At 63.9% G+C, this 24,494-nt stretch carries 27 protein-coding genes and 1 pseudogene; 19 read left to right on the forward strand and 9 right to left on the reverse strand.

Annotation, left to right across the window (positions count from 1 at the left end):
* Nucleotides 1–324: 324 nt before the first annotated feature.
* On the reverse strand, nucleotides 325–2,004 hold the full coding sequence (locus Q0P60_RS02505) for a type IV secretory system conjugative DNA transfer family protein (protein WP_294987908.1): 1,680 nt from the start codon (nucleotides 2,002–2,004) through the stop codon (nucleotides 325–327).
* Nucleotides 2,005–2,040: 36 nt separating this feature from the next.
* Nucleotides 2,041–2,298 carry a hypothetical protein gene (locus tag Q0P60_RS02510; RefSeq protein WP_345780309.1) on the reverse strand — a complete coding sequence of 86 codons (258 nt, stop codon included), beginning with the start codon at nucleotides 2,296–2,298 and terminating at the stop codon, nucleotides 2,041–2,043.
* A 236-nt stretch (nucleotides 2,299–2,534) separates the two neighbouring features.
* Between Q0P60_RS02510 and Q0P60_RS02515 the strand changes: the two genes are divergently transcribed.
* Nucleotides 2,535–3,746 carry an MFS transporter gene (locus Q0P60_RS02515; RefSeq protein ID WP_294987912.1) on the forward strand — a complete coding sequence of 404 codons (1,212 nt, stop codon included), beginning with the start codon at nucleotides 2,535–2,537 and terminating at the stop codon, nucleotides 3,744–3,746.
* 16 nt (nucleotides 3,747–3,762) lie between these two features.
* Here Q0P60_RS02515 and Q0P60_RS02520 read toward each other — a convergent pair whose 3' ends face one another.
* Nucleotides 3,763–4,242 (reverse strand): MerR family transcriptional regulator, encoded by a 480-nt coding sequence (locus tag Q0P60_RS02520; protein WP_294987914.1) that lies wholly within the window; start codon nucleotides 4,240–4,242, stop codon nucleotides 3,763–3,765.
* Between the two features lie 89 nt (nucleotides 4,243–4,331).
* Between Q0P60_RS02520 and Q0P60_RS02525 the strand changes: the two genes are divergently transcribed.
* The 4 genes from Q0P60_RS02525 to Q0P60_RS02540 all read left to right on the forward strand — a co-directional run bounded on the left by Q0P60_RS02525 (nucleotide 4,332) and on the right by Q0P60_RS02540 (nucleotide 6,874).
* Entirely contained in the window at nucleotides 4,332–5,570 is a 1,239-nt protein-coding gene (locus Q0P60_RS02525) for an NADH:flavin oxidoreductase/NADH oxidase family protein (protein ID WP_294987916.1), read from the forward strand.
* 92 nt (nucleotides 5,571–5,662) lie between these two features.
* Nucleotides 5,663–6,139 (forward strand): hypothetical protein, encoded by a 477-nt coding sequence (locus tag Q0P60_RS02530; protein WP_294987919.1) that lies wholly within the window; start codon nucleotides 5,663–5,665, stop codon nucleotides 6,137–6,139.
* Between the two features lie 94 nt (nucleotides 6,140–6,233).
* Entirely contained in the window at nucleotides 6,234–6,503 is a 270-nt protein-coding gene (locus tag Q0P60_RS02535; protein ID WP_294987921.1) for a hypothetical protein, read from the forward strand.
* A 125-nt stretch (nucleotides 6,504–6,628) separates the two neighbouring features.
* A complete protein-coding gene (locus Q0P60_RS02540) occupies nucleotides 6,629–6,874 on the forward strand; it encodes a hypothetical protein (RefSeq protein WP_294987923.1) in 246 nt (81 codons plus the stop codon).
* 45 nt (nucleotides 6,875–6,919) lie between these two features.
* Here the strand turns inward: Q0P60_RS02540 and Q0P60_RS02545 are convergent, their stop codons facing one another.
* Nucleotides 6,920–8,449: an FAD-dependent monooxygenase gene (locus Q0P60_RS02545; RefSeq protein ID WP_294987925.1), complete on the reverse strand. Its 1,530-nt coding sequence runs from the start codon at nucleotides 8,447–8,449 to the stop codon at nucleotides 6,920–6,922.
* Nucleotides 8,450–8,531: 82 nt separating this feature from the next.
* Between Q0P60_RS02545 and Q0P60_RS02550 the strand changes: the two genes are divergently transcribed.
* The 3 genes from Q0P60_RS02550 to Q0P60_RS02560 all read left to right on the forward strand — a co-directional run bounded on the left by Q0P60_RS02550 (nucleotide 8,532) and on the right by Q0P60_RS02560 (nucleotide 10,461).
* Nucleotides 8,532–9,173 (forward strand): TetR/AcrR family transcriptional regulator, encoded by a 642-nt coding sequence (locus tag Q0P60_RS02550; RefSeq protein WP_294987927.1) that lies wholly within the window; start codon nucleotides 8,532–8,534, stop codon nucleotides 9,171–9,173.
* A gap of 254 nt (nucleotides 9,174–9,427) precedes the next feature.
* Nucleotides 9,428–9,994 (forward strand): UDP-N-acetylglucosamine acyltransferase, encoded by a 567-nt coding sequence (locus tag Q0P60_RS02555; protein ID WP_294987929.1) that lies wholly within the window; start codon nucleotides 9,428–9,430, stop codon nucleotides 9,992–9,994.
* Nucleotides 9,991–10,461, forward strand: coding sequence for a hypothetical protein (locus Q0P60_RS02560; protein ID WP_294987931.1), 471 nt, complete (start codon nucleotides 9,991–9,993; stop codon nucleotides 10,459–10,461). The genes Q0P60_RS02555 and Q0P60_RS02560 overlap by 4 nt, the downstream gene beginning before the upstream one ends.
* Before the next feature lie 159 nt (nucleotides 10,462–10,620).
* Here the strand turns inward: Q0P60_RS02560 and Q0P60_RS02565 are convergent.
* Nucleotides 10,621–10,863 (reverse strand): annotated as a pseudogene (locus tag Q0P60_RS02565) (hypothetical protein); the annotation flags it as partial.
* Nucleotides 10,864–11,047: 184 nt separating this feature from the next.
* On the opposite strand from Q0P60_RS02565, the gene Q0P60_RS02570 reads away from it, so the two are divergent.
* Both Q0P60_RS02570 and Q0P60_RS02575 read left to right on the forward strand, forming a co-directional pair.
* Nucleotides 11,048–11,245 carry a hypothetical protein gene (locus Q0P60_RS02570; RefSeq protein WP_294987933.1) on the forward strand — a complete coding sequence of 66 codons (198 nt, stop codon included), beginning with the start codon at nucleotides 11,048–11,050 and terminating at the stop codon, nucleotides 11,243–11,245.
* Between the two features lie 276 nt (nucleotides 11,246–11,521).
* Nucleotides 11,522–11,845 (forward strand): hypothetical protein, encoded by a 324-nt coding sequence (locus Q0P60_RS02575; protein ID WP_294987935.1) that lies wholly within the window; start codon nucleotides 11,522–11,524, stop codon nucleotides 11,843–11,845.
* Nucleotides 11,846–11,951: 106 nt separating this feature from the next.
* Here Q0P60_RS02575 and Q0P60_RS02580 read toward each other — a convergent pair whose 3' ends face one another.
* On the reverse strand, nucleotides 11,952–12,158 hold the full coding sequence (locus Q0P60_RS02580) for a hypothetical protein (RefSeq protein ID WP_294987937.1): 207 nt from the start codon (nucleotides 12,156–12,158) through the stop codon (nucleotides 11,952–11,954).
* Nucleotides 12,159–12,357: 199 nt separating this feature from the next.
* Between Q0P60_RS02580 and Q0P60_RS02585 the strand changes: the two genes are divergently transcribed.
* Both Q0P60_RS02585 and Q0P60_RS02590 read left to right on the forward strand, forming a co-directional pair.
* Nucleotides 12,358–13,236 carry a zinc ribbon domain-containing protein gene (locus tag Q0P60_RS02585; RefSeq protein ID WP_294987939.1) on the forward strand — a complete coding sequence of 293 codons (879 nt, stop codon included), beginning with the start codon at nucleotides 12,358–12,360 and terminating at the stop codon, nucleotides 13,234–13,236.
* A gap of 154 nt (nucleotides 13,237–13,390) precedes the next feature.
* Nucleotides 13,391–13,738 carry a hypothetical protein gene (locus Q0P60_RS02590; RefSeq protein ID WP_294987941.1) on the forward strand — a complete coding sequence of 116 codons (348 nt, stop codon included), beginning with the start codon at nucleotides 13,391–13,393 and terminating at the stop codon, nucleotides 13,736–13,738.
* A gap of 97 nt (nucleotides 13,739–13,835) precedes the next feature.
* Here the strand turns inward: Q0P60_RS02590 and Q0P60_RS02595 are convergent, their stop codons facing one another.
* On the reverse strand, nucleotides 13,836–14,615 hold the full coding sequence (locus tag Q0P60_RS02595; protein WP_294987943.1) for an alpha/beta hydrolase: 780 nt from the start codon (nucleotides 14,613–14,615) through the stop codon (nucleotides 13,836–13,838).
* A gap of 152 nt (nucleotides 14,616–14,767) precedes the next feature.
* On the opposite strand from Q0P60_RS02595, the gene Q0P60_RS02600 reads away from it, so the two are divergent.
* On the forward strand, nucleotides 14,768–15,568 hold the full coding sequence (locus Q0P60_RS02600) for a helix-turn-helix transcriptional regulator (RefSeq protein WP_294987945.1): 801 nt from the start codon (nucleotides 14,768–14,770) through the stop codon (nucleotides 15,566–15,568).
* A 28-nt stretch (nucleotides 15,569–15,596) separates the two neighbouring features.
* On the opposite strand, the gene Q0P60_RS02605 is transcribed toward Q0P60_RS02600, so the two are convergent.
* Nucleotides 15,597–18,347, reverse strand: coding sequence for a UvrD-helicase domain-containing protein (locus Q0P60_RS02605; RefSeq protein ID WP_294987947.1), 2,751 nt, complete (start codon nucleotides 18,345–18,347; stop codon nucleotides 15,597–15,599).
* 557 nt (nucleotides 18,348–18,904) lie between these two features.
* Here Q0P60_RS02605 and Q0P60_RS02610 point away from each other — a divergent pair.
* The 4 genes from Q0P60_RS02610 (at nucleotide 18,905) to Q0P60_RS02625 (ending at nucleotide 22,196) form a co-directional block, all read left to right on the forward strand.
* Complete coding sequence (locus tag Q0P60_RS02610; RefSeq protein ID WP_294987949.1) at nucleotides 18,905–19,186, forward strand: hypothetical protein; 282 nt, start codon at nucleotides 18,905–18,907, stop codon at nucleotides 19,184–19,186.
* A 457-nt stretch (nucleotides 19,187–19,643) separates the two neighbouring features.
* Nucleotides 19,644–19,949, forward strand: a complete 306-nt coding sequence (locus Q0P60_RS02615; protein WP_294987951.1) for a hypothetical protein — start codon at nucleotides 19,644–19,646, stop codon at nucleotides 19,947–19,949.
* A gap of 240 nt (nucleotides 19,950–20,189) precedes the next feature.
* Complete coding sequence (locus Q0P60_RS02620) at nucleotides 20,190–20,663, forward strand: fasciclin domain-containing protein (RefSeq protein ID WP_294988480.1); 474 nt, start codon at nucleotides 20,190–20,192, stop codon at nucleotides 20,661–20,663.
* 303 nt (nucleotides 20,664–20,966) lie between these two features.
* Nucleotides 20,967–22,196 carry an HNH endonuclease signature motif containing protein gene (locus Q0P60_RS02625; protein ID WP_294987954.1) on the forward strand — a complete coding sequence of 410 codons (1,230 nt, stop codon included), beginning with the start codon at nucleotides 20,967–20,969 and terminating at the stop codon, nucleotides 22,194–22,196.
* 368 nt (nucleotides 22,197–22,564) lie between these two features.
* Here Q0P60_RS02625 and Q0P60_RS20610 read toward each other — a convergent pair whose 3' ends face one another.
* Nucleotides 22,565–23,113, reverse strand: a complete 549-nt coding sequence (locus tag Q0P60_RS20610; protein ID WP_345780305.1) for a WYL domain-containing protein — start codon at nucleotides 23,111–23,113, stop codon at nucleotides 22,565–22,567.
* A 240-nt stretch (nucleotides 23,114–23,353) separates the two neighbouring features.
* Here Q0P60_RS20610 and Q0P60_RS02635 point away from each other — a divergent pair, with 240 nt between their 5' ends.
* Both Q0P60_RS02635 and Q0P60_RS02640 read left to right on the forward strand, forming a co-directional pair.
* Complete coding sequence (locus tag Q0P60_RS02635) at nucleotides 23,354–23,713, forward strand: HNH endonuclease (protein ID WP_294987958.1); 360 nt, start codon at nucleotides 23,354–23,356, stop codon at nucleotides 23,711–23,713.
* Nucleotides 23,714–23,938: 225 nt separating this feature from the next.
* A complete protein-coding gene (locus tag Q0P60_RS02640; protein ID WP_294987960.1) occupies nucleotides 23,939–24,436 on the forward strand; it encodes a hypothetical protein in 498 nt (165 codons plus the stop codon).
* Nucleotides 24,437–24,494: the final 58 nt, after the last annotated feature.

Below are 24,494 nucleotides of genomic sequence, written 5' to 3' on the forward strand. Positions count from 1 at the left end.
CACACCCACTCCGGCTCCCCTGCAGTCCGAAGACTGCCAACCAGGCCGCATGCGACACGACGGAATTTCCCCGTCACGCACCTGCACACCCATACCAACGTCGAAACCATCCTTGTTTCCATGGCACAAACTCCTGGCCACCCTGCTTCAAATCTTTGACATCCAGCACACATCTCTGGATGTCCGGAACAGGGTTACACAACCGCGCGTCAATTCCATGTCAGGAAACCCTGAAATTCCATCAGCGCGTGCTGTTTTTTTGACGGGGCGCACCAATTCACGTCAGTGAATGCGAATCCGTTTCACTCTTTTATGTTTGTGAAATCAGACCTTCAGCATCGGAACATCGACCTTCGGCAGCAGTCGCGAGGTGAAGTAGCGATCCTTGTAGTAACGGATCTTGTCGCACTTCACGGGATGCGGTATGCCCTCATACAGGAACACTTCCTGGTCCGGCCCCATTGCCTTCAGCTCCTGCGGCAGCATCAGCGCGCGCCGCTCTTCGGTGAAGCTGTGGGTCTTCTCGCGGGCGTGGGTGACGTTCTTCTTGCGGATGGTGGTGTAGCCCAGCATGTCCGAGTAGTCGTTGGCGTCCTGCTGCTCGCGCGGCGCGTACAGGATCTGTAGCGCGTGGTTGGTGATGATCGTGCGCGACACTTCCCTGCCGTAGGTGGCGTCGAGCTGGGACATGCTCTGGATGATCGGCAGCAGGCGGATGTTGTAACCGGCCATGTACGACACCGCCGACGAGATGATCTCGACCTTGCCGATCGAGGTGAACTCATCCATCAGCAGCAGGCACTGGTACTTCAGGTCCGGGTTGGACTTGGGCAGTTCCTTGGTGTTGAGGTTGATCAGCTGGCTGAAGAACAGGTTGATGATCAGCCGGCTCTCGGCCAGCTTGTTCGGCTGGATGCCAATGTAGATGGTCATCTTCTTCTTGCGGACATCGGTCAGCAGGAAGTCGTTGCGGCTGGTGGCCTTGTCCAGCACCGGATTGATCCAGGGATTGAGCGGTTCCTTGAAGGTGCCCAGGATCGAGGCGAAGGTCTCATCGGCCTGCGACAGCATGTTGGCAAACGCCGAACGCGCGTTGGCACTGAGGAACGACCGCTCCGAGAGGGCCTTGAGGTACTTCTTCAGATCGGTGCCGTCGCCCGATGACAAGCGGTAGACAGCGCCCAGCGTGGGCGTACCCATGCCGCCCGGGAAACCACTGCTGCGCTCGTCGTCCCAGTTCTCGAACAGGTACAGGGTGAAGGCCAGGAACGCATTGCGCGCCTGGCTGACCCAGAATTTCTGGTCCTCGGCGCCATCCGGGTACAGCATGGCGGCGATGCTCATCAGGTCCGAGACGCGGAACGCCGGGTCGTCCGAGACGTAGCTGAGCGGGTTCCAGCGATGCGTGCGGCGGTCCTCGGCAAAGGGGTTGAACAGGTAGATTTCCTGGCCCTGGCTGGCGCGCCAGCCACTGGTCAGGTCGAAATTCTCCTGCTTGATGTCCAGCACCACCAGCGATTCACCGTACTCCAGCAGGTTCGGAATCACCACGCCAACGCCCTTGCCCGAACGGGTTGGCGCAGCCAGGATCACGAACTGCTGGCCGTCCAGCCGCACCAGCTTGCCGCTGTGGCTGCCGACCACGATGCTCTGGCCGGTCTTCTTGAACATGCCGTGCTTGGACAGATCGGCGGCGGTGGCGAAGCGCGCATCGCCATGCAGCGAGCGCTTGTCCTTCTTCAGCAGCAGCACCAGGCCGGTCACCAGCAGGAGCAGCACTGGCAGGCCGAAACCGACATAGCCGGCCCACTTGATCTTGCCCACGAAGGGTGCGACCTGGGGCTGGCCGATGGCGTGGTAGTACTGGTAATACGTGTTCCAGGTGAACAGCTTGGTGTCCAGGCCCAGCAACAGCAGGGTCAGATAACCGGAAAGGACAAAACCAAGCAGCAGGGTCGCCAGCGTGATGATGGCGATGAGCGAATACTTCTTACTGGGCAACACCCGAATCCTCCATGATGCGCACAAGGGCGCGACGGCCTAGCGGCGGCGCCAGCGCGACGCCTTCTTCCGCAGGTGGTTTTCGTTCTCCAGCCCGGGCTCTTCGCCCTCTTCACGCACCCGTTGCAGCAGCAGTTGGCGCGCTTCGGCCAGTGATACAAGGTCGGTCAGACGATCCCCATCGTCGGCGACGACCGCATGGCCGACCACATCGCCCGGAGCGTACACCGGCGCGTAGGACACCGCTACCAGCTGAAAGCGACCACGCGTTTCCAGCACATGCCTGAATTCCTGCACCCGCATTCTCCTTGTTCCCGCACATCAGGGCCCCTGCGTCACGCATCATGCCGACGACGATGTCGTCATCACATGCACGGCATCGGCGACAGTGCACCGCCACCCCGGCCCGGCCACGCGCAGGCCCGGGGCGCCGCTACCTCCACCGATCAAACGCTGATTTGCCCAGCGCATGGCTGCTCCTGCTGCGGTGCAGCAGTACAATGGGCGGCTCCCCGCCCCCATCGCGCCCCCGCATGAGCCCCAACTCTTCCCTGGCTGCGCGGCTGACGCCCCGTCAGCGCACCCTGATCATCCTCGCCCTGTCACTGGGCGGCTTTGCCATCGGCACCAGCGAATTCGCCAGCATGGGCCTGATGCTGGAGATCAGCCGCGGCCTGTCGATTTCCGAGACCCAGGTCGGCCACCTGATCAGCGCCTACGCCATCGGCGTGGTGGTCGGTGCACCGATCCTCGCCTTCGTCGGCGCCAGCTTCCCGCGCCGCAAGCTGCTGCTGGCGCTGATGGGCTTCTATGCCATCGGCAACCTGGCCAGTGCGCTGGCACCGAACTACGGCACGATGCTGGTGGCGCGCTTCGTCGCCGGCCTGCCGCATGGCGCCTACTTTGGCGTGGCAATGCTGGTTGCCGCCGCGATCAGCCCGGCCGGCCAGCGCGGCCAGGCAATGTCGCGGGTGCTGCTGGGCCTGTCGATCGCGATCCTGATCGGCAACCCGCTGACCACCTGGCTCGGCCAGCAGCTGAGCTGGCGCACCGCCTTCGCCCTGGTCAGCGTGCTGGCCATCGCCACCGTGGCGATGATCGCGCGCTTCCTGCTGCCGGATCCGGACGAGGTCCGCACCTCGCCGATGCGCGAGCTGCGCGCCTTCAACACCCCCCAGGTGTGGCTGGCGCTGGCGATCGGTGCAGTCGGTTTCGCCGGCATGTTCTGTGTGTTCACCTACCTGGCGCCGACCCTGGTGCAGGTCACCGGCGTGGCGGAATCGTGGATGCCGCTGGCGGTGGGCGTGTTCGGCATCGGCGCCATCATCGGCAACATCGCCGGTGGCTGGCTGGTCGACAAGTTCCACTTCAAGGCCGCCGCGGTGGTGCTGCTGTGGTCGATCGTGATGCTGCTGCTGTATCCGCTGGCCGCCCAGTCGGTGTGGACCATCGGCCCGATGATCATCACCGTCGGCACCATGGGCGCGCTGGCGGCCGTGCTGCAGACCCGCCTGATGGACGTGGCCGGCGAAGCGCAGACGCTGGCCGCTGCCTCCAACCACGCCGCCTTCAATACCGCCAACGCGCTCGGCCCGTGGTTGGGCGGCATGGCGATCAGCGCCGGCTTCAGCCCGGCCAGCACCGGCTACGTGGGCGCGGCCACCGCGATCGGCGGCCTGCTGCTGTGGTGTGTGGCGGTGATGCTGGACAGGAAGCGCAAGGCCACCGTCGCCGGCAGCCACTGAGCAGCATGCCCGGCCGTCAGCCGCTGCCCGTGCGGCGGCGACGGCCCGGACGCAGCATCGCCACATCGCCGGCCGCCAGCGCCGGCCGTGCCAGCTCCCCGCGCTGCACGCGGTCCAGTACCCGCCGCGAATTGGCCGCGCAATCGATCCCCTCCGGCCGTGCCTGGATATCCGCGATCAGCGCCAGCAGGTGCGCGCGGCTCTGCTCCAGGCGCCGCTGCAGCGCCTCGATGTCGGTCACCTTCTGCTGCAGCAGGGCGATCAACGCTTCGTGCTGCCACTGCCCCATGTCCGGCGGCAGCAGCGCGCGGATCTCTTCCAGGCTGAAGCCCGCACGCTGGGCGCCGGTGATCAGCTCCAGCAGCAGCACTGCCTGCTCCGGATAGTCCCGGTAGCCATTGGCCTGCCGCGGCACCACCAGCAGCCCCGCGTCTTCATAGAACCGGATGCGCGACGCCGCCAGGCGCGTACGGCGGGCCAGCTCACCTATCTTCATGCGCCTGAATCCCCGGCATTGGACGGTATTGACCTTCAATCAAACTTGAAGGTTAGCGTAGCGCCATTCCCCTGTCCTGGAGCTGTCCGATGTCGCTGTTCTCGCCCCTGGCACTGCCCTCCGGTGCCGTCATCCGCAACCGCATCGCCAAGGCGGCGATGGAGGAAAACATGGCCGATGCCGACCACGCGCCCTCGGCCGCGCTGCTGGAGCTGTACCGGCGCTGGGCCGAGGGTGGCGCCGGGCTGATCATCACCGGCAACGTAATGGTGGACGGGCGCGCGATGACCGGGCCGGGCGGCGTGGTGCTGGAAGACGACCGCCAGCTGGATCGCTTCATCGCCTGGGCCGACACCGCCCGCGCACACGGCACGCAGCTGTGGATGCAGATCAACCACCCCGGGCGGCAGATGCCGGCCGCGCTCGGCCAGCCGGCGCTGGCACCCTCGGCGGTGCCGCTGGCGATGGGTGCCCTGTCCCGACAGTTCGCACCGCCACGGGCCATGACCGAGTCCGAGATCGAGGATGTCATCGCGCGCTTCATCCGCAGCGCCGAGCTGGCCGAGCGCGCAGGCTTCAGCGGCGTGGAGATCCACGCTGCGCATGGCTACCTGCTCAGCCAGTTCCTGTCGCCACTGTCCAACCGCCGCGATGACCGCTGGGGCGGCAGCCTGCACAACCGCGCGCGCCTGTTGCTGGAGATCGTGCAGGGCGTGCGCGCCACCGTGTCGCCCTCCTTCGCGGTGGCGGTGAAGCTCAACTCCGCCGATTTCCAGCGCGGCGGCTTCTCGCCCGAAGATGCACGCGAGGTGGTGCAGATGCTGGCCCCGCTCGGCGTGGACCTGGTCGAACTGTCCGGCGGCAGCTACGAGGCGCCGGCGATGACCGGCGCCGCGCGCGACCAGCGCAGCCTGGCCCGCGAGGCCTACTTCCTGGAATTCGCGCGCGGCATCGCAACCGTGGCAACGATGCCGCTGATGGTCACCGGCGGCATCCGCCGCCGCGCGGTGGCCGAGCAGGTGCTGGACAGCGGCGTGGCCATGGTGGGTATCGCCACCGCGCTGGCGATTGCGCCTGATCTGCCGCAGCAGTGGCAGCAGGGGCGCGACCAGGTGCCTGTGTTGCGCAACATCGACTGGCGCAGCAAGCCGCTGGCGGCCAGTGCGCACATGGCTGCGGTGAAGTACCAGCTCGGGCGACTGAGCCGGCGCCGCCCCACCGCGCCCGGGGTGTCGCCGGTGTGGGCCTTGCTGCTGGCACAGGCGGCAGCCCGCTGCCGGACCCGCCGCTACAGGCGCTGGATCGGCGCACGCGCGGGGGCGTACTGAGCCGGCAGGCTTCTCATCGCCGCGGCAATGCCCCACCATCTGCAGGATCAGCGACGCCCCGTCGCTGATCGCAGCAGGCAGAAGGACACGACGTGGCAGCCGCCCCCACCAGGAACCGCGAAAAGCTGCTCGACGACCTGCTCTCGCTGGGTCGCAACTGGGCGCTGGCGATTGCCATCGCCGGTGCCGGCGCTGCGGTCCACTACAACGAATCGGTCTACGAAGCCGGCCTGTGGCGCGGCCTGCTGCCCTCGCTCTGCTTCCTGGTCGCGATCATCTGGATCGTGCTCAGCATCATCCGCTTCGACCTGACCATCCAGCAGCATTTCGAGCGCACGCTGTCACGCTGGCTCAGTCGTTTGCTGTATGTCGTGCTGCTCGGCACTGGCATCACCGCGGTGTTCTTCGTCACCGAACTGGCCGAAAACAACCACATTGCACGGATGTGCGACGCAGTAGCCAGCGAGCCGGCCAGCCGCATCCACAGGTCGGCCGAATGCCAACGCCTGTACCAGCACCGGGCGGCATACCGGCAACGGCTGGAGTCTGCCGAAGGCGAGTTCGACTGAGCCACGCCGCGCGCACGCGAAGAACACACGGCGTGGATATGGCTTCGGGCAAAGTGCTGCGGACGTCCCATCAGCCGCTGCTCCCTCACCCGCCATGCTGCTCCCTCGCGCCCCTGCCCGCCACGATGCCATTGCCCTGCAGGCCGGCGTCCTCGGCAGCGTGCTGGGCGTGGCGTTGTTCAAGGCCATCGCACTGTCGGTGCTGACCAATGGCTCGCTGATGGCGACCGGCGCGTGGCTGCTGGCCTGCGTGCTGCTCGCCGCCTGGGCGTTGGCGGCAGGCCTGGCCTGCCTCGCCTTGAGCCGCCGCGTGTTCATGCTGATGCTGGCGCTGTGCGCGGTGCTGATGGTCTGCATTGCCTGAGGGCAGCAAGCGCCGGACTATCCCGCAAATGTTACAGAATAACAAGTGAGGTCGGTTGGATTGTGCGTGCCCGCTGTCACGGATTTGAATGCCTTGGCCAGCCCGGCATCCCCTCGAGACCGTCCATGAACCTGCACGCCCTGCCCCGCATCTCCGTTGCCGTGTTTGCGCTGGCATCACTCGGCGCCTGTGCCACCTATGACGACAGCGCCATGCACCCCGCCTGCCAGGAGTCGCCGCTGCTGAAGGACCTGCCACGCGAGGTGGCCGCCCGCGAGAGCCGCTGCAACAAGGGCATGGACGTGTGGTCGAGCGAGCGCAAGGGCAGCGACACGCCGCTGGACCTGAGCGGCAAGAAGAAGGAGCTGTAACCGCCGCCGGCGCAGCCTGCATCGACGGCGCCGGTGCCCTGCGGCTCAGACCGCGATCGGGGTTGCAAACCAGCGCTGCATCGCTTCAGCCAGCCCGGCGTCGTCGCCACCGGCATCGCAGGCCCAGGCGACGATGCCGTCCGGACGCACCAGGACCGCGCCCAGCCCCAGCGTTTCCTCCGCCGCTTGCCGGATGCAGACCACCCGTCGCGGGCATGCATCGCTGAGCGCGCGCAGCGAGGGCGCCGCGTCGAACACCAGCAGCATGCCCTGGCCTGCGCGCAGCAGCTCGCCCATGCGGCGGCCGTCGACCAGCTGGAAGTCCGGCACGCTGCGGCCGACCAGCGGATGCCCCGGCCCAAGCTCCTGCTGCTGCGAAACGCCCCAGACCCGTTCGGCCAGGTAGGTGGCGCCATCGCGGGTGGCGGCCAGATCGGCCATGACCGCCGCCAGCGCACGCGAGCCTGCGTCCGGGCGCATCAGCGCCACCTGTGCACGCGACCAGTCCAGCACCTTCGCGCCGATCGGATGGCGCTCGGCCTGGTAGCTGTCCAGCAATGCCTCGTCGGCATCGCCGCATACCACCGCGGCCAGCTTCCAGCCGAGATTCATCGCATCGCCGATCCCCAGGTTCAGGCCCTGGCCGCCCAGCGGTGAATGCATGTGCGCCGCATCACCGGCCAGCAGCACGCGGCCGTTGCGATACGCCGTCGCCTGGCGTGCGGCGTCGGTCCACGTGGTGGACAGATGCAACGCGGTGATCGTTGCGTCGCGGCCGGACACGCGTCGCAGCAGCGCTTGTGCTCCCTCCCGGTCGAGCGGTGTGCGATGGCCCGCGCCGCCATCGAAATCGGCCAGCGCCAGCACTCCGGGCGGATTGAAATTGCACATGCCCTGCCCGGTGTACTGCCGGCCCGGCGTGAGCACCGACGGGTCGGCCAGTTCGACCCGCAACGAGTGCCCGGTGAACTCCGGGGCCGTCCCGGCAAAGGTGAACCCCGATTGCTTGCGTACCGTGCTGCGGGCGCCATCGCAGCCGACCAGCCAGCGGCCATGCACCGTGCCGCAGGCGGTCTCGATCACGACCTGATCGTCATCCGCCTGCAGCGCCTGCACCGCGCAACCGCGATCGATGCGCACGCCAAGCCGGGTCGCCCGCTCGCTCAGTACCGCCTCAAGCGCCTGCAGCTCGATCGCCATCTGGGTGGCCGCCGGCGTCGGCAGCCGCCACTGCCAACGGCCATCGTCGACAGTGTCCAGCGCGAACGGAATGCCGGCAAAGTGGCCGCCCAGCGGGCGGGGTTGCGCCAGCCAATGGGCGGTACCGGGCGGCGGGGCGCCCTTGTCCGGCTTCAGCACCTGGTTCGCGGCGACCGCTTCCAGCAGGCCACGCCTGTGCAGCGCCTCCAGGGTGGGCGCGTTCAGGCCGCGCAGGCCAAACGGCAGGCGCTTCAGCGGTGACTCGGCCGACTCCGCCTGTTCCAGCACGCGCACCGAACACCCGGCCTGGGCCAGCTCGCAGGACAGGAACAGGCCCACCGGGCCAGCCCCGGCAATGACGACGTCGTACAGCATGGGAATTCCTTGTGAGCCCCGGGTCGGCGCTCTGGTGGCGGCAATGTTACACTCGGTGTACGTTTCCACAAGTGAACCGCCGATGACACCGCCGCCAGGCCGCCGCGAGCAGCGCAAGGCCGAGACCCGACAAGCGATTTCGGACGTCGCCACCGAGCTGATCATCCGGCGCGGCTTCGAGGCCGTGTCCATGTCGGAAATCGCGGAAGCCGCCGGGGTTTCGCGCAAGACCGTCTTCAACTACTTCGCCAGCAAGGAAGACCTGGTCTTCGACCGCGACGAAGAAGCCCGGGCGCTGCTGCGCGAGGGCATGGCAGCGCGGACCCGCATGCCGCCGCTGGCCGCCTTCCAGTCGCTGGTACGCGACCTGCTGGATGGCGGCCATCCCCTGCTGCGGATCAATGCCGGCGCAGCGGCGTTCTGGGCCACCGTGGCCGCCAGCCCGGTGCTGGTGGCTCATGCGCGGCGGCTGCAGGCCCAGTTGAGCGACGACCTCGCACAGCTGATGGCCGACGCCGCGGGACAACCGGCACAGGATGCCGAGGCACGCATGGGCGCGACCATGCTGCTGGCGTCGATGGTGGCCGCCTATGAGAAAGGCCTGGCGGCCCAGCGAAACGGCGAAGACCCGCGCGAAGCCATGCAGCAGCTGATCGTGCGCGGCGGTACCGGCGTGCTGGTGGCACTGGCAGGTACGCCGTACACGAACCCTGCAAGCCGTTAAAGCCGAAGATCACCGGGGGAGCGCGCCAACAGTTCCCTTTGCCTCACCTGCAAGCACACCTCGCTTTCTGCGAAGCAGCAGGAAGGCAACCCGCCTCAATTCAGGTATTCTTGCGCGCAGTCAGCCAGGGCAGCAGCCGGCGCCGCCCGCCGCGGATTTAGTGCTATGCGAGCGGTGCAGAAGTGCTATGCGAGCGTTGCAGACCCGCACACGATTCACCATGGATGTTCCAACGCAATCACAGGGGAAAATGGATGAAGAAGTTCCTGTTCGCAGCGATCATCGCTGTGTCGCTGGTCGGTTGCACCACCAATCCGCCGCTCAATTTCTCGGTACCGAACGTCGGAGTCAGCAGCAAGAAGATCAATGGAGAACTGAGATCACTGACCGTCACGCTGGCTCGTCCAGATGAGGCAAAGGGCAAGATTCCGGCAGAAGCCCAGCACGAAGTTCCGCAGATGTGGCAGAACGCGCTGACCGAAGCGCTGAACAAGATGGCGATATTCCGCGACGACGCGCCGGTAAAGCTGAGCCTGTCGGTGAAGATCCTGGCCATCGACATCCCGAATTTCGGTGCATCAATGACCACCAAGACGATCGCACGCTACGAGCTGATCGACCGCGCGACCGGCAGCATCGTCTATACGCAGGACGTCAGCGCCTCCGGCGAAGTTCCGTTCAACTACGCTTTCGTCGGCATCATCCGTGCCCGCGAATCGATCAGTCGCTCGGCACAGAACAACATTGCTCAGTTCCTGCAGGCCCTGGAAACTGTGGACGTATCCAAGCCGATGTTCCCCAACAAGCAGGAAGCACCGTGAAGTGCCTGCTACTGACCGCATCGGTTGCCGTGATGCTGACGGCCTGCGCACCCAACGTACGCACGGACAGCTATTCCATCGGTTCGGTGGGACAGGTCAACCGCACTGTAAGCGGCACAGTCATCAGCGTTCGTGCCGTCAGTATTGACGGCTCACAGGGAGGTGGCGCAGTTGCCGGAGCGGCCGCCGGCGGCGTGGCCGGATCCACCATCGGGGGCAGTGACCAGGCAGCGGCCATCGGTGCCATCGGCGGCCTTGTGGCAGGGGCCATTGCTGGCGCCGCTTCCGAACGCGCACTCTCGCAGGCCAAAGGCCTCGAATATGTGGTGCAGACGGACAACGGGAATCTGATGACAGTCGTGCAAGGCCCGGATCCGGTATTCAGTACCGGCATGCGGGTGCTGGTGCTGTATGGGTCACCTTCGCGGATCATTGCCGATCCCCGCCCCCCTAAGGCGGCCCCCTAGGCCCGTGAATGCCCCTTCCGAGGGGCATCTCCTGACACGGAGTGAATTCATCCCACCCTCAACGCAGGATTCCCGCGCTCTTGCATCTCGATCTCCTGCGGAGGCTGCACGACCGCCGGCAGCGAATCCAAGCTCGCCGCCTCCATCTGCTGCAGCGACTGGCCACGGTGCAATCTGGGTGCCCAGAGGGTTGGCAGGAATGCGAAAGGTCGTCGGCCCCAGCTTCACATCCACGGAGGCATCGGTGTAGGTGTGGCCGTTGAGGGTACGGCGGGCCTGCGTCGCGCCGGACATGGTGGATTTCCTTTCGCTTTCGGTGGACGGCGACCTCGCGCGGCCACTTGCACTCCCAGCGACGGCAAGTGCGAGTAGCCGGCACCACCGGAACGAGATCAGCTGCACAGGGCGCGCTGCATTACAGCGTTCGCGGCCACCAGATTCAGATGGACGGCCAGCAGACAGTAAAAAATAAATCGTCCCGATACCGGAAATCCCCTCGCAGTAGCGAGAACAGTACGTGTTGAATGCGTCAGTTTCTCGCGTTAGCCTCCGAGGTGCCCAAGGAGGGCTATCAACGGAGTGAAGCATGAAGATTGGATTCAAGCTGTCTGTTGCTATTGCGGCTGCTGCACTGACCCTGGGAGTCGGCAGTGCCTCCGCGCAGTCCCGCTGTACGCCGTGCTACACCGCCTACGACGCCTGCCTGGCGGCGGGTAATGGCGAGAACGTGTGCTATCCGTCGTTTGCCCGTTGCCTGAGAAACAGCGGCTGCACCATCCCGTAACTCACGCGCTGGCGTGATGTGGGCCAGCCCTCGGTTGAGGGCTGGCACTGCTGCATCGAATACCCTGCAGCAGCGTCAGGCATAGCAGATAATTTCCCGCGCTCCGAGCCACATCGGCAATTTCAGGCCGACCCGGAGTACGGCAACGCGGTACTGTTTCCATGCTGCAGCGAATGGTGAACGCGCCGTGAAACATCGTGGACGGCAGTGACCTTGCCGCGCATCAGCTCGCATACGCTCGGGTTCCCACCGCCCACCTGGATACCCGACATGCCAATGACCGCATTCGCGCTTGCCGCCGCCCTTTCAGGCCTGCCCGACATCGGCTGGGAACGCGATCGCGCCGAGGACGCGCACCAGCTCATGCTGTGCCAGATCCACCGCGATGAACTGATGCAGGACGGCCAGAAAAAGGACAGCTACAAGCGCGCCCAGGCCGTCTGCGATCTGCTGGCGCGGGAATACAAGGAAAAGTGGGACTTCGATGCGCAGGATGCACTGGCAGCATCGGCGATGGATCTGGATGAACGGGTCCGGCGTGGCGACCTTGTCGAGGTTCCTCCCACCGCAGAGGAGCTGAAGAAGTTCGCTTTCGATTGAATTCCCATGACCGGCCACGACAGGTGGCCGGTCAGGCGCGCCTGTTTCGCGGATGAAACGAACCGCCGGTGAGGCGCGTGACGCGATGGATCCTGCCGGTCGCAGGTCATTTCTCCTTCTGGAAATCCAGACCCAGATAGGAGAACACCGTGCCGTCGCCATCCGCTGCAAAGATGATCGAATCCCCCGTCATGCTGGGCCCCAGCACACCTGTTCTCGTCTCATCGGGACCATCGGGAACAAGCGGATAGGTGAAAACACCGGTGCTGCAACCAACCCGAAGTACGGGCAATCCATTCTCCTGCAGCGCCACCTAGAACATGGTATGCCGCCAGAGGAATCGGAGCATGACCCGCCCTTCCGAAGGGCTGCTCGCCCACCACCTGCCAACCGTGGGATTGCGTCCGCGATCAGTGCTCGAACACCATTTTCTGGACCGGAGTGATCGGCGATAATGTCTCCCGCATCGAGCGGATCGCTCGTTTCAGTTGAATGGACATCAGGGGAAAGGGATGGCATTGATTGCATGCGTTGAGTGTGGCCGTCAGATCAGTGACCAGGCCGCGGCCTGCCCAAACTGTGGCCATCCGGTTCCCCCAAGTACACAGGCGACGGCAGCCCCGCCCAGCGAGCAGAAACCTGCAGGAAAGCGCAGGACCGGCTGTGTACTGATCATCCTGATCGTGGTGATCCTGGCCATCGTCGCTGCCTGTCTTCTCATGTCGGTCAGGAGCTCAGCGCCGATCGCCACTGCCGCATCCGGATACCCTACAGAGACCAGGGAGGAGAGGCTCGCCCGTCTGCTCGAAGAAGTGAACGATGAACGTCGCGACGACGATATTCGACTGCTCGCAGCGAAGGACCTGATGGCCTTCCATGGCGATACCGCTGAGGGCAAGGCTGCGGCGGCGCTGGCAGAAACGTTCGAAGAACGCATCCGCAAGGCCAATCGTGGCAAGCAGTGGAGCTATTGGACCAATCGAGACCCAATGACCGGAAAGACGGCGCTGGGCGCCGAGGTCCGCAGCAACAATACGCACAGCTTCGACTTCCCCTACGCCGGCGCCCAGCATGCCACCCTGACCCTGCGCCGCCATCCGCAACACGGAAGCAACGTATTCCTGCAGATCGAGAGAGGCCAGCTGCAGTGCAGCTACTCCGGATGCGATGTCCTTGTCCGCTTTGGCGATGCCCAGCCCAGGACCTACCGCGCAACAGGGCCTTCGGACAGCTCCAGCGAGACCCTCTTCATCCAGGGATTTGCCGACTTCCAGAAAAGAATGGAAGCGGCCGACACGGTCCGGATCCAAGCGAACGTCTACAGGCAGGGCGCACCGACCTGGGAATTCGATGTCAGCGGATTCGACGCCGCGCGCATCAAACGCCAGTGACCGGCAGAGCAACCCTGAGGCCCCGCAATTGCGGGGCCTTTCTGTTTCAGGCCAACCGCAGCATTGCGAGGAGCTCCTGCACAACAGAGTGCCCCGGCCGGGCCAGCGCCCGCGCCTGGACGGTGGCAAGATTGCACATCAAGGAGGAATCACCATGTCAATCCTGGACGTGCTCGCGCTTTGCGCGCTGGTGTTGTGGATCTGCCTCCCGTTCGCCGCGACGGTGATCCAGCTGCTGCGCCTGCTCTGGTTCTGGACGGGCGCGAAGGCGGATCGGGGCAGACGTCCGCGCTTTACCGGACTGGTCCTGGCGATGTTCTTCAGCTCGCTCGCCGCCACCGAGATCCTGCATGTCGAGCCATTTCTCACGCTGCGTTACCTCAACCCCGTGCCACCAGAACACAGGGCAGCGTTCATGATCGGGGTTCTGGTGATTGCGCTGGCGGCGTGGATATGGGGCGGCCTGCTGTGGAGGATCCCGCGCCGCCGGGCCGGCTGCTGAAGTACCCACCCGGTGTGGGTTGCGCAGGCCCCGGGCGGACACCGCATCCCGGGTCCGCCGGCATCGAGCGCAGGGCGTCGCGCCAGAGTCACCGTGATTACGGATGACTCTCCAGACCCTTCACTGATTCGGCAAGAAACGATTCGACGCTCCTGACAAGTGCGAGCGGTGCCTCGTTCATCGGATAGTGACCGGCATTGGCCATGACCTCGATGCTGGATTCAGGATATCGCCGAAGATAGGTCCTTTCCATCAGCCCGGCGTTGAATGTCGGGTCATGCTCCCCCACGATCACCTTGACCGGATGCCGCCCGGAGATTTCATCGCTGAAATCGGTATCGGCCCATGCGCGCAGGTAGGCGGCGAACGCCTCTGGGGAGGAATGCCTTGCCGAATACTCCGATTTCCAATCAATCCAGGAAGCGGGCAACCGCCCGCCGGTGCTGCGGTTGATGATCGCCTTTCGATTTTCCAGGTGCACCGCAGCCTCTTCGAGCAGGTGGCGCGTTGCGGGATCGTATGAAATGCCGCCACAGGGAACGGGTGCGACGGCAACCATTGCCCGTACACGCTCAGGCGCGAGTACTGCGATCCGCTCCATGGCCACCCCTCCCATTGAATGGCCGATCAGGCTGAAGGTATGAAGTCCGAGGGCGTCGGCAAGCGCCAGTGCATCGACGGCGATCTCATCGATCGTGTACTGGCCGCCGACGCTCCTCATGCCCCCGTAGCCGCGATAGTCCATGAATATGTAGCTGAACGTCTGCCTGTCCAGCCATGGCTCAGCGTGCTCGAACGAGCCGGCGTCGCCGAACCAGCCGTGAAGAACCAGGACGGGGTGGGAACCGTTTCCCACGCGATGAAAGGTATTCGGCAAGACGTACTCCAGTGCAGATGAGGGGTCTTCATCCGGCGTGACGCGAACTCCTCTCGGACGCGATCTTCCGCCATGTGAAGGCTCGCCAGATCGTAGGCCCAGCGCCCCCACCCGGCCTTCGACAGCGGGCCATCCACTGTAGAATCCGGGTCATGCGAAACACCTTGCTCGACCCCTTCGAGGACATCCCCCGCAGCGTGGTCGTGACGGCGAACGATTACGCTGCCGGCTCATCGTTTCCAGCGCATATGCACCGGCGCGGTCAGTTCGCGTTCGCCTGCCGCGGCACGATCAGTGTGGATACCCCCCAAGGCCGCTGGCTCGTCCCGCCTCGACGGGCCTGCTGGGTGCCTGCGGGTGTTTCCCACGGAATGACCATGTGCGGGCCAGTCACCATGCTCAACGCGTTCATCTCGCAGGAAGCAGCAGCGGCCGAAGAACTGCCGTCCACGTGCTGCGTCTACGGCGTTTCGGAACTTCTCAGGCAATTGCTTGAGGAGGCCATCGATGTTCCGGCCATGTATGACATTGAGGGCCGCACTGGCAAGCTGATGAGCCTGCTGATCGCCAAGATTGCGTCAATGCCGCCGCTCTCGCTTCATGCACCACTGCCGCGCGACGCTCGTCTCGCACGCGCATGCAGGAAACTGTTCAATCAGCCCTCGATTGCTGTCGGGCTGGACATGATGGCCGCCGAAGCCGGGATGAGCCGGCGAACCTTCACTCGCCTTTTCCGTGAGCAGACGGGCGTGAGCTTTGCAGAGTGGCGACAGCAGGTTTGCCTGCTCATCGCCATCGAGCGCCTGGGTGCGGGCCAGCCCGTCACCCGCGTCGCATTGGATCTGGGCTATGCAAGTGCCAGCGCATTCTCATCGGCATTTCGTCGCGTGCTCGGAGAGACACCCAGCCGGTACCTGGAAGTGCGCCGGGCGACACCAGGCGTTGCCGACTGAACGCCAGATCGGTGTGATGCCCGCGCAATCAACGCCGCTTTCTCGGCTTGTTCTCACAGTCCGGATAGCTCGAGCAGCTCCTGAAAGCTCCATTCCGCCCCATTCGATCGACGAAGACACCGACTTTGCACACAGGACACTGCTCCTCGTTGATCGGCTGGCCACCGAGCGTAGTCAGCTCCACGGCACGTTCCTGCAGCAGCTCCCCCAGGAACGGGGAAACCTTCCCTTGGACGGTGAACATGACGACTGTCCTCCGCGCGCGCGTCAGCGCAACGTAGAACAATCGCCGCTCTTCGCTATCGGGATAGGTGTCGCCTTGCGGCATTACCAATGACAGTACCGAGTCATCCTGCTTGGCGCTGGGGAAGCTGCGCCGGATCATGCCCGGAAGGATGACGTAGTCAGCGGACTTGCCCTTGGACCTGTGGATGGACATGAACTCAACGCTCATGGTCTGTCCAAAGTCCTTCTCCCAATCAGAAGGCACCTTGTCGCTCTCGAAGTTGTAGCGACCCAGTACCAGAACAGACACGCGCCCGTCCTGGCCTCTCGGCAGAACACCCGAAAGGATTTTCTCCTGAAGCTGTGCCAGATACTGCCTCACCCCATCCTGTACCTGCTTCCTGTTGTTGACCTGGAAGGCCTGAAGAACGGCACCTGCGGGGGGCTTCGATGAACGCACGTTCTTCCTGATCTGGCTCGGATTTCGCATGACGAAGCGACCTGACACGTCGCACAGTTCCTGCGGAAACCGGAAGGTCTCTTCCAGCCGCAGAACCTTGCCATGTCCATTCCATCCACAGAAATCGGTCATGACCGAGAGATCCGCGCCGGCGAAGCGATTGATCGCCTGCCAGTCGTCACCCACTGCGTACAGATGCTTGCCAGGAGCGCTGACCAGCGCCGCGCAGAGACGCGCGCGGGCCCGGGATGAATCCTGGAACTCATCGGCCATGACAAGGTCGTACGGCGACGTGTAACGCCCCTGTTCCACAAACAGGGATGCCGTGTTCAACATGTCCTCAAAGTCGATTCCCTGCTCAGCACCCAATGCGTCATCCCATGCCTGGTACACCGGCGTCGCCAGTTCCAGGAAACGGCGAAGGCGTTCCTTGTAGTGGTCTTCAGGCAGGCCCCGCAGGCGCTCGGAGATGTCATCCAGCGAAAGCACGTTGCTCTTGGCATGTGCAATGAACGTGCGCAGGAGACTGATCAGATCATCCTCCGACATTGGCTCTTCAGCTCGTTCCGGCAGCGGTCTGTCCGGATTGGGATCGACCTCGATACCCAGCCCGGGCAGTTGCTCAGCGAGACGCCTGAAGGCCTGGCCGGACCTGAGCTCGACCGACGTCGTTTCGATGAACGCCCTGCCCCTGCATGCGTGATGCTCACGCCGCCAGGCCAGATCGTCCGCATCGCGCGCCTGCTGCGAAGGGGTGGCACCTACGGGCAGCGCTGCATGCTCGTGATAGGCATCGGCATCGGGATAATAGAAGTTCGGCTGATTCTGGCGATGAATATCTCTTACCGAGTCGAACTCATAGGAGCGTTTGTACTCGAAATCCACGCCGTTGTAGAACAGCCAGTCAGCAATGACACGCTCTTCCATGTTTTGAACGCGCGAGCCACTGAGCGTGTTCAGATAGGGCCTTCCATTCGCATCAAATCCGTCGGCCATTGAATCTGCCGCTGAGCAGGGAAGATCTTTGCCAAACACCAGCCGGAACATGTCCCATTGGGTTCGGAAGTGTGTGGAGCGATCCTTGAGCTGGTCGATCAGCTCTCCCAGCTTTTCAATGCCCTTCTCCTTGTGCCGCGCCCATTCCGGGACCTGGAGCTTACGGCCACTCGCACCTCGGATGATGGACAAGCCCAGCGAATGGAAGGTGCAGGCCTGGATCTCCACTCCATTCATCCCAAGGCGATCGAGCGCCTTGTCTGCGCGCTCACGCAGCTCCTTGGCCGCGCCATCATTGAACGCGAGCATCACGATACGCTCCGGCGCCAGGAAACCGCGCTCGACAGCATAGGCGGCCTTGGCCACCATGGTGGAGGTCTTTCCGGACCCGGCGGAGGCGACGACCTGCACGCGGTTATCGAAGCAGATGACGGCCCTGGCCTGCTCTTCGGTCAGTGGATCACTCTCCACCCGATCCATGAAATCCTTCGCGAGTACCAGTTCGCGCCGGGTCATGGATTCGTTCGCCTCCTCCCAGAGGCTGACCCAATCCTGATCCCAGTCCCGCAACTGTCCCAGCGCTCGCTGATGTTCGCAGGAGCCCAGATCCTCGTGGAGATCATCATCCAGGGCGAGCACCTGAAGCTCCTCGCGCGTAAATGCCAACTCTGGGCGAGCAAGAAGCACGGCTTGCTGCTGCTCATGGGTGATCCAGCGGCGGCTGTTGCTGCCTTCTTCGACCAGATCCTTCGCCTTTGCCAACCAGTCACAGATCAGCGTGATCGTGGCTTCGAACATCGCCAGCCGCTCGCGCCTCCTGCGCTCGGCGACACGCGTAGCGATTGCACTTCGTAGATGATGCCCCTGTTCATTGGGCAGGCCATCTCCAACCACCTGCAGGCCGCCTTCTGCCTGGATCTCGACCATCGACCAGAGAAGGCCAGGCGTGACTTGAAGCTGATGCTCGGATTTCAGAACGGCCTGATAGGGTTGACCGCCGATGACAACCTCAACCCTCTCTCCCTCCATGCGAATCGACCAATCGGCGGAGCGGGTGAACAGTTTTCCCCAGGGAGAGGGGCGCCAATCATTTGACATCCGAAATGAACCATTGACAGGTGAATGAACTACGCCGAGCCCAGCGTGCGTGAGCTGATCATAGCGACATCACCGGTTCGATTGCGACGAATCTTGTGCCAGCAATGACCGGCTCGACCCGCGCGCAATCCTGCGTTCCACAGCCTTCCACTCCGCATCGTGCCGTCCTGGCATTGAGGCAGCGGAGCAGTCGACATCCGCATCAGGGCTGACGCGCTCGCCGCGCTGCATCGCGAAGCGATATCTGTTCGAGCCAGCTCAGCGATGACAGCGCGACTCGTCGACTGCATGACGCGCTCGTGGCCATAGAAGTCTCAGACTTCAGACCCGTCGAAGCAGCGGGCGAATCAATCGCTGTCGTACAGGAGAGTCCCTGTGTCCCTGCCATCAGCTTGAACCCGGCTTGCGTATGCAACAACGCTGATGAGCGTGCGTTCTGCCTTGGAGAATGCCCAGGCAGCCGCTCATACTCCGGCGCGCTGCACAAGCCCAAACCGCGATGCGCATTCTTAACTCTTAAGAATTCCTTTTCCCCGCCTTGGCGGCAACGAATCATGATGGGCGCCCAAAAGTTCAGGTTGCCATTCATCTTCATGCGGGACATCGGACAGTTCTACGTAACCAGCGTCGAAGGAGTGACGCGCACGGATGGCACCTTGCTACAGGTCACTCGAATCGACTGCGCCTGCATCAAATGCTCCAGGCAGTTCAGGGCGATTCCCAACCATGGCCTCGTCGACCTTGATGGAGGCGCCTCTCTGAGTTGCCCGACCTGCGGCAACCATCAATCGGTCAGCCGTGCGCGCCTCGAAGAACTCAATGGATCCAACGACAAGTAGTCGTCGCCTCCACTCGTAATCAACGCCCCATCGACGCCGCCGATATTCCAGCGGCTCTAACCTCGTCAGTAGATACTTACCGGCATCCACATGCGTCATACCGGCATATTTCGGATAACCGACCTCACCTTCAGGCCAGGCACGGGCGGAGACATAGCGCGAGCGCTCCAGATTGAAGCAACCTGCACGGCATGCGGCTCCAACGCGGTCTGGAACGAGAGTGAGATGGAACACGTAGCAGGCGGCACCGTCCTTTCCTGCCCTGGTTGCGGCGTTCGCCAGGCGATCAGCAACGCGGGCCTTGCCGGCCGCACACCCGACCACTGCCACGCGCGAAGCTGAACGAGACTCAGTTCACATTTCACCCCTGTTGGAGCAACAATCCGAAATGGGCCTGCCAGGCCCACTCCACTGGGGAGAGCGAGTGTTCAAACGAGGGCAAGAGGCGTTCCTGGTCATGGAGATGCGCCTCAAGGACTGCGAGCGAAAGCTCTCGATGGCAGAGGGCCGGCTGCGTGTGCTGGAAGGGTTTTCAAATGCCCTGATAACAAGCACGAGCAATCCATATGCCACGCGAGCAATCTGGTCTATCGCAATGCCTATTGTTACGGATGAGCAGGCGTTGCGGTGCGAGGGTCGTAGCGACGAATATCGGGACGGCATGGCACAAGCATTGCAGTTCCTGACACAACGGATCGATGCGCTACCCGAGTCTTCATGCGACCCGCTCATCGGGCCGGAGCCACACCTGCGCGCCCTGTAGCGCTCGCCAGCACCCGCATGCTTTCACTCGAAAGTCACAACGGGCTCCAGCTCTGCGAACTGCATCCAGACTAGCGGTACCTGCATCCACGCGCTGCTTCAGCACGTATGTAGGATGCCCGCGTCTTGCGGGCATCCCCTGGAGGAACGCACCGTGAACGCTCTACAGCGCATTACTGCCGCAGTTGGCTTCGCCGTCATCGTATCCGCAAGCTCGGCGGGTTTCGCCGCCACCCCCGTGATGGTCGGCGGTGCGGAGATGTATCCGACCAAGACCATCGTCGAGAACGCCATCAACTCGAAGGACCACACCACGCTGGTCGCTGCGGTCAAGGCAGCCGGCCTGGTTGACACCCTCAACGGAGCCGGCCCCTTCACCGTTTTCGCCCCCACCAACGCAGCGTTCAACAAGCTGCCGGCAGGCACGGTGGATACGCTGGTGAAACCCGAGAACAAGGCTCAGTTGACCAAGATCCTGACCTACCACGTGGTGCCCGGCACCTACAGCTCCGCCCAACTGATGGCGGACGCCCGGAAGCATGGTGGAAAGGCCACCTTGAAGACCGTTCAGGGCGAACCGCTGACCGTTGCGCTTCGCGACGGCAAGCTGTGGGTGGTGGATGCCAAGGGAGGCAAGGCCGGGATCAGCATCGCCGATGTTGGCCAGTCAAACGGCGTCATCCATGTGATCGACACCGTGCTCATGCCGAAGTAGCGATCGATCCGGCACGGGGCATTCCCTGCAATGCCCCTCGCTGCCCCTGAACCGCCAGAGGGCCCAGGCCTCGCCCATCAGGGCTTCGCCCTGGAGGGTGTTCACAGCGAGCATTCCCCCTTGGGGTGCAACAGATCCCGCCCTGTGAGGCGCTCCGGTCAGCGCCAATCTTGATCCCTTGTGCTTGGGCACGATTGAAGCGGATCAACCGTCTCCCCTCGCTCTCCGCCGAGAAGGGATGCAATCAGCCAATGGAAGACGCGACATCACATTGCGATACTTGCATCACCTAAGGGGGGACACATGGGTATCGAACGGGAGTTTCAGAGCTACGGCGCCCAGCTGGTCAATCGTGCGTGGGCGGTTTCCGCGGTCACCGATGATCCGCGAGAGATGGTGGTGAGTCTCTGGCAACACAAAATTGTCGAACGCGACGGACGGTGGATCTACGATGATTCACTCGCGCGGTGGAACGGCGCGGGCAAGAACCTGCTCAAGAAGCACCTGGGCGTGGCCTACCGCGAAGGGTTGCCACTGCGGGCCGTGGTCGCGACCCAACACAACCGCGCCGAGCGCGAACGGAATCCAGACAAGGCCCCGCGCAACACGTTCAAGGCCCGCCCCGACTGGGTGGGCCATGTGGAGTTGCTGGACGGTGACCATTTCGTGTTGGCGTTCGACCACGTCGGCGAGATAGCCACCGACGCCGCAGGAGCGCAGTACTGGCGGGTTGCCGAAGCGGTGGAAGCGATGGGGGGCGGGACGCTGGCCGAGGTGGGCGCATGGATCGAGACCCACTTCCCCTCGGACCCCATCGCCGACTTGCGGGCCAACCTGGAGCAGCTGACGGTCAACTTCCCCCGCCGACCCCACTACAACCATGCCCGATCCGACTGGCGCACCGACCGGGGTCACCCCCACGACCGGTTGTTCGCGATCGTGGACGCTGGTCCTCCCAAACGCACCCGCTATGTGCCGTTCAACCCGGTCATCCACGGTCACCTGGACCTCCAGAGAGGCGGCGACGGGAAATGGGTGGTCGTGCCCCTGCCCCAGGACGACCAAACGCGTGCGGAAGCGCAAGGCCAGGCCGACGCGTTCGACCCTGCATCTGCGATCGACAACGAGCACGACGCCAGGGTGTGGGCCATGCGCGCGGTCGCGCTACGCCGCGGCCAACCCTTGTTTCGCGCCCGCCTGCTTGACGCCTACGATCGCCAGTGCGCCATCACGGGATGCGCTGCCCCGGAGGTACTGGAAGCGGCGCACGTACTGCCCTACAAGGGCGACCACACCAACCGCGTGGACAACGGCCTGCTCCTTCGTGCCGATCTCCACACCCTGTTCGATTGCCGACTGCTCTGGATCACGGCCGAGAACACGGTGGCTCTCGCTCCGGCTCTTCTGGCTACCGACTACGCTTCCCTTCAAGGCAGGCCGCTTCGTCTGCCGGTGTCCAAAGGGGATCACCCCAACCCGGCTCATCTGGCCGAGCACGCGACGGCGTGCAAGGCCCGCCACTCGCTGCAATAGACCCTGGGCTCAGCGAAGCACCTCCCAAACGAACTGGCCGACGCGCCGGTGAAACGAAGCTCCCTTGCGGAGCCTCCGGTCGTCGGCAATTGAGTGGGGATTGCCGCTCTCGTCCCTCGTTGCCGGGTGAGATGGCAGCGACTCGATGGCAGCCGAGGCCTCATTCCCCTGACAGGTATTGGATGCAAGTCAGGTAGGACCATTGCGGGCCACTTCCTCCTGCAAGCACCAGCCCGCGGCATTTTCGTCCAACCGGCCCTCGGGACTGCCCAGTAGTACATGGGCGGCCGCGATGGCCTTGCCTTGGCGAGAGAGCCGGCTCTTACGGGTCGCTTAGGGAACTACTCTCGATCTTCATTACCTCTCGCTCAATAGTTTTGTACTGCCCGCGCGATGGCAGTGACCTGATCCATCCGGGCCAGAACGAACGTGCGCCGAGCCTGCCTCAGGTGGCAATAGCCGATTAAACAAGGTGGCGATGAAGGGCCGGCGCCCAGAGTAGTCAACTGCTGAGGCGTAACGGTGCGCCATTGCGGCGCGCCCCCTTTCTTCGTGTAGAGGAAATGCAGGTCCATGCCCTGCTCTATGGCCTGCCGTATTTCCGTGGAGGCCGGACTGGCAAACGCCTCTCCAGGAGCATGACCTCCCTGACGGAACATTCCACTTCGCCAAGCTGGAACCAGAAAGATCAACGATCCTGCGGCATGCGGCAGAATCAACCGCCACAGAGGAACGAACGTTAGCCCAGACACCACACCCCCGTGGTGGGAACAGGCACCTGTCACCCCTATCGAAGGCGAACGCCACCCGTCCGCACACCTCCTGTGTAGATCCGCCCCATTCAACAACACAAAGAAAAGCCCGCCCACTACCTGGGCGAGTACGAGGTTGCGTATATCGGCATCACGCCAGCGCATGCGCAGTCCCCCTTGCACAACCAGATGCAAACATGGCTACCGAGAAACCCGGAATGTTCAATGCCTGGTCAAGGGTAGTCATGGCCTATCTTGACACCCGCCCCCCTGGGGCGCGATAACTCTCTTGCCGCGAGGGGAAACACCCCCGGCGTATTGCCTGCTTAGCTCAAGGCAACAGGTTCCCGATCCGATCGCGCAAGCGACGACGGGGTGGTTTCACCTGTCTTTTGAGATCTAAGCATGCCCAAACTCCAACGCTTGAGAACCGACGCCTTCCACGCACAGAACGGCCGCTGCTGCTATTGCAGCCTGCCGATGTGGAACGCCTCACCCGATGAACTGAATCCGTTCGGCCTGCCTGCCAATACGGCCTCGCGGCTCCGTTGCACTGCCGAGCACCTGGTGGCCCAGCAAAATGGCGGCAAGGACGTGACCGGCAACATCGCTGCCGCCTGCTGGATCTGCAACTCACGCCGGCACAAACGCAAATCGCCGCCCTCCCCCGAGGCTTACCGCGCCTTCGTGCAGAAACGCATGGCGAAGGGGAAGTGGCACCCGCCGAGCGTGGCCCAGTTGCGCCTCAGAACGTATGGACCGTAACCACCCGCCGGATGAGTTCCGCCACGTTCACACCTGCCGCTGTGCTTCGTAGCGGACGCGGTCGACCAGATCCCAGGAGGCCCGGATGGGTGGCTCTGCTTGCTTCTCCGCATCCCGTGCGCCCTCCTTTGTGGATGAAAGGCGTTGAGGGCTCCGCGGCCTTCTTCGCTCGTGGGCGACCGTGGAAGGCTGCAAGGCAGCAGGAGGCTGGGCTACGATGCGGACATGCCGGTGTCCGACCACATCGCCTTTCCTCTGCTTCGCATCTTTGGCCGTCTGGAGGCCAAGCTGAAGCACCGCCCCCGATTCATCCGCCAGAGGTCACGCGATGCCATGGTGGATTGGTGGGCGGTCAACGCCACCGTTTCCGCATTGCCGCCCGCCGCGTTCGTGGAGCGGCTGGAGGACGACACCCGGCACAGGATTCTTGCCGGGGAGCGCGACCGGCCCAAGGTCCAGGTAGTCGTGGAGGTGGACGGCTTGCGTCGGGCGCGCTTCCGCGAGCGCCCCTTGGATCTACCCAACCACGATCCGTCGGATGCCGTTGCCCTGGTCGAGGCCGCCCGACGCGTGCGCAACAACCTCTTTCACGGCGGCAAGGAAGAGCCGGGTGATCAGCCGTTCGACGGCGATGACGACGAATGGGGGCGCGCCGCCCTGGACGTGGCCAAGATCCTGTTGGATCTGGTGGAACATGACGTGTTTGGGCCAGCCGAGCCTTGAGAACCCGCTGCATGTGGAAGCGCGCCGCAAACGCCCATGAACCTAACGGACCAGGCCA

It is taken from the genome of uncultured Stenotrophomonas sp., from assembly GCF_945952405.1.
Lineage (GTDB): Bacteria > Pseudomonadota > Gammaproteobacteria > Xanthomonadales > Xanthomonadaceae > Stenotrophomonas.

Bases quoted from the DNA above. Each gene is read 5' to 3' on its own strand.
- Q0P60_RS02590 (WP_294987941.1), top strand. From the start codon at position 13,391: ATGTCAATCCTGGACGTGCTCGCGCTTTGCGCGCTGGTGTTGTGGATC.
- Q0P60_RS02600 (WP_294987945.1), top strand. From the start codon at position 14,768: ATGCGAAACACCTTGCTCGACCCCTTCGAGGACATCCCCCGCAGCGTG.
- Q0P60_RS02520 (WP_294987914.1), bottom strand. From the start codon at position 4,242: ATGAAGATAGGTGAGCTGGCCCGCCGTACGCGCCTGGCGGCGTCGCGC.
- Q0P60_RS02620 (WP_294988480.1), top strand. From the start codon at position 20,190: ATGGTCGGCGGTGCGGAGATGTATCCGACCAAGACCATCGTCGAGAAC.
- Q0P60_RS02585 (WP_294987939.1), top strand. From the start codon at position 12,358: ATGGCATTGATTGCATGCGTTGAGTGTGGCCGTCAGATCAGTGACCAG.
- Q0P60_RS02635 (WP_294987958.1), top strand. From the start codon at position 23,354: ATGCCCAAACTCCAACGCTTGAGAACCGACGCCTTCCACGCACAGAAC.
- Q0P60_RS02640 (WP_294987960.1), top strand. From the start codon at position 23,939: ATGCCGGTGTCCGACCACATCGCCTTTCCTCTGCTTCGCATCTTTGGC.
- Q0P60_RS02575 (WP_294987935.1), top strand. From the start codon at position 11,522: ATGACCGCATTCGCGCTTGCCGCCGCCCTTTCAGGCCTGCCCGACATC.
- Q0P60_RS02555 (WP_294987929.1), top strand. From the start codon at position 9,428: ATGAAGAAGTTCCTGTTCGCAGCGATCATCGCTGTGTCGCTGGTCGGT.
- Q0P60_RS02515 (WP_294987912.1), top strand. From the start codon at position 2,535: ATGAGCCCCAACTCTTCCCTGGCTGCGCGGCTGACGCCCCGTCAGCGC.
- Q0P60_RS20610 (WP_345780305.1), bottom strand. From the start codon at position 23,113: ATGCGCTGGCGTGATGCCGATATACGCAACCTCGTACTCGCCCAGGTA.
- Q0P60_RS02540 (WP_294987923.1), top strand. From the start codon at position 6,629: ATGAACCTGCACGCCCTGCCCCGCATCTCCGTTGCCGTGTTTGCGCTG.
- Q0P60_RS02615 (WP_294987951.1), top strand. From the start codon at position 19,644: ATGGAGATGCGCCTCAAGGACTGCGAGCGAAAGCTCTCGATGGCAGAG.
- Q0P60_RS02545 (WP_294987925.1), bottom strand. From the start codon at position 8,449: ATGCTGTACGACGTCGTCATTGCCGGGGCTGGCCCGGTGGGCCTGTTC.
- Q0P60_RS02610 (WP_294987949.1), top strand. From the start codon at position 18,905: ATGGGCGCCCAAAAGTTCAGGTTGCCATTCATCTTCATGCGGGACATC.
- Q0P60_RS02605 (WP_294987947.1), bottom strand. From the start codon at position 18,347: ATGTCAAATGATTGGCGCCCCTCTCCCTGGGGAAAACTGTTCACCCGC.
- Q0P60_RS02550 (WP_294987927.1), top strand. From the start codon at position 8,532: ATGACACCGCCGCCAGGCCGCCGCGAGCAGCGCAAGGCCGAGACCCGA.
- Q0P60_RS02625 (WP_294987954.1), top strand. From the start codon at position 20,967: ATGGGTATCGAACGGGAGTTTCAGAGCTACGGCGCCCAGCTGGTCAAT.
- Q0P60_RS02570 (WP_294987933.1), top strand. From the start codon at position 11,048: ATGAAGATTGGATTCAAGCTGTCTGTTGCTATTGCGGCTGCTGCACTG.
- Q0P60_RS02525 (WP_294987916.1), top strand. From the start codon at position 4,332: ATGTCGCTGTTCTCGCCCCTGGCACTGCCCTCCGGTGCCGTCATCCGC.
- Q0P60_RS02535 (WP_294987921.1), top strand. From the start codon at position 6,234: ATGCTGCTCCCTCGCGCCCCTGCCCGCCACGATGCCATTGCCCTGCAG.